Source organism: Corynebacterium sp. 122RC1 (assembly GCF_024580955.1).
In the GTDB taxonomy this organism is placed as follows: domain Bacteria; phylum Actinomycetota; class Actinomycetes; order Mycobacteriales; family Mycobacteriaceae; genus Corynebacterium; species Corynebacterium kozikiae.
Map to the genome: position 1 here is coordinate 1 of NZ_JANIKD010000052.1, position 835 is coordinate 835.

1 protein-coding gene is annotated in these 835 nt (G+C 60.7%); it reads right to left on the bottom strand.

Features of this window, described 5'->3' with window-relative positions; translation table 11 throughout:
• Nucleotides 1-9: 9 nt before the first annotated feature.
• Nucleotides 10-774 (bottom strand): IS6-like element IS6100 family transposase, encoded by a 765-nt coding sequence (locus tag NQ050_RS11005; protein ID WP_001389365.1) that lies wholly within the window; start codon nucleotides 772-774, stop codon nucleotides 10-12.
• Between the last annotated feature and the right edge of the window lie 61 nt (nucleotides 775-835).

Below are 835 nucleotides of genomic sequence, written 5' to 3' on the forward strand. Positions count from 1 at the left end.
CTGCGCCGATCAGGCGGCTGCTGCGAAATGGTGGTTGAGCATGCCCATGGCCTCCGTCAGCGCCGAGGGCCCAATGCCAAAAGCTCTCTCCACAAGGCGCACCTCGCCCCTGATGCCGGGCTGCAGGCACCAGGGGCGAGCCTGTCCTTTGCGCAGGGCTCGCATGACTTCGAATCCCTTGATCGTGGCATAGGCCGTGGGGATCGATTTGAAACCGCGCACCGGCTTGATCAGTATCTTGAGCTTTCCGTGATCGGCCTCGATCACGTTATTGAGATACTTCACCTGCCGGTGGGCCGTCTCCCGGTCCAGCTTTCCTTCGCGCTTCAATTCGGTGATCGCTGCACCATAGCTCGGCGCTTTGTCGGTATTGAGCGTGGCAGGCTTTTCCCAGTGCTTCAGGCCTCGCAGGGCCTTGCCCAGGAACCGCTTCGCTGCCTTGGCGCTGCGGGTCGGCGACAGGTAGAAATCGATCGTGTCGCCCCGCTTGTCGACTGCCCGGTACAGGTAGGTCCACTTGCCCCGCACCTTGACGTAGGTTTCATCCAGGCGCCAGCTCGGATCAAAGCCACGCCGCCAGAACCAGCGCAGCCGCTTCTCCATCTCCGGGGCGTAGCACTGGACCCAGCGATAGATCGTCGTATGGTCGACCGAAATGCCGCGTTCCGCCAGCATTTCCTCAAGGTCGCGATAGCTGATCGGATAGCGACAATACCAGCGCACCGCCCACAGGATCACATCACCCTGGAAATGGCGCCACTTGAAATCCGTCATCGTTCCGTCCGTCCAATCTCCGCCAAGCATGCTCAAGCTTCACGATTTTTGCAACAGAGCC

Excerpts from the sequence above, each read along its gene's own strand:
- NQ050_RS11005 (WP_001389365.1), bottom strand. The coding sequence starts at position 774 with ATGACGGATTTCAAGTGGCGCCATTTCCAGGGTGATGTGATCCTGTGG.